Consider the following 1,466-nt stretch of genomic DNA (forward strand, 5'->3'; position numbering starts at 1 on the left):
GCCATTAAAACGTACCACTCTTGCAATTTTATTCATCAAAGAGTGACAAACAATTTACCGATCGATGCCAAAGTCCCGCCCAACCGCAATCACAACCATAAAGTCTACATAAACTATACCTCGGAGAACGCACAAGACTTGGCGCTGGGATTCGTCTGAACATCTTAAAAATGTCACTTCACAGCTTCAAGTGCATATTGAAATAAATATATTGTTCTTAACAGGCACAGCTCAAAATCATTATCAAGATCACTATCCCACTGACCCTCGTTCAGCATCCGTTTCACGTGTTAAACCACTAAGGATATTTAAATGGCCTTCGTCCATCGTTGGTTCCTCAGTCTCGTCATCGCCGAGAGCGCGAATTTATCATTTGTATTCAACCAGATCTAATTGAGGCGAATATCAAATTTGAAAAAACACTTAATCTCAAAAGCACAGATCCATGAGTTAAGCCAGGACGACACAACTACCATCATTATGTCTTCCCACCATTTATTCTTTTCTCGCACAACGTAACTCAGCAACCGCCCCATTTCGACATTACCCCGCACTGCCATGTAATCACCTCTCGACGCCCAAGCATTGTCTTTATTAACTTCGTCCTCAGACAACCGTACGCTCGTTCACCGACAAAAAGGTACTTCACTTACTTCGCTTCACCTCGTGAGAAAGTTCCAACTCGCAAAACTGTCCAAGCGATTATCCAAAAAGGACTGCCTCTGTAGTATTTCTTAATTTCGTGACAGACAAAGAAGGCGTCTCATCGAATCAAACGCAAAAAAGACGAAATAGCTCACGCGATGTGAGTTATTTCGTCAATATTTCATGTGACATTGTAAGATCTATGCGATTCAACACAAAGCCAAGACCCGAAACCGTCGGAGATTCGAAAAATTCGAGAACTTTTCCGTGTCATATAAATTTAGATTATCGTTTTTTTGAGAACCTCTTAATGCTTCAGCCTAGAGAAGCTAACATGTAAAGTTATTAAAAAGTTCAAACCCCATCTTGGAAAGTAACGAGAAATTCAACAATCTTCTCCAAATCCTTTTTTGAAGGGTTCGGACTATTCTGAGAGTCGGTGATAACGAACTAACAATCATGTCTACTTAAACTAACTGTGGGTCAAGGAGATATGGTATTCAATTTAACAAACTATCTACTCCAAAAATTCTTCAATTAAAGATACATCCGTTTCAGAAACTACTATTTTTCTATTCAAATAATAATTCACCAACTTTATTACTTCTTTCTTCTCCTTTTCAGATGGAATTGAGCTTATGTGACGAATCGGAATATGCGGAATAGATTGAGAACTGACTCGGCGAGTACTAAGTATTAAATCATAATCAGAAAAAAAGTTAAGAACCGAGCTATAATAGCTAATACCAGTTCTAATCTCCAAAGAATTAGAAAACCATCCCTGTATAGTTGAACTTAGATATGATTTCTCATGTTCATAT

Annotated in this window: 1 protein-coding gene; it reads right to left on the reverse strand. The window is 38.3% G+C overall.

The window, feature by feature from the left end; genetic code table 11:
* Positions 1 to 1,162: 1,162 nt before the first annotated feature.
* Positions 1,163 to 1,466 (reverse strand): hypothetical protein (locus tag GVY43_RS16070; RefSeq protein ID WP_236549004.1); only part of this gene is annotated, 304 nt, incomplete at its 5' end.

The organism is Exiguobacterium sp. 8H (assembly GCF_902506255.1).
In the GTDB taxonomy this organism is placed as follows: domain Bacteria; phylum Bacillota; class Bacilli; order Exiguobacteriales; family Exiguobacteriaceae; genus Exiguobacterium; species Exiguobacterium profundum.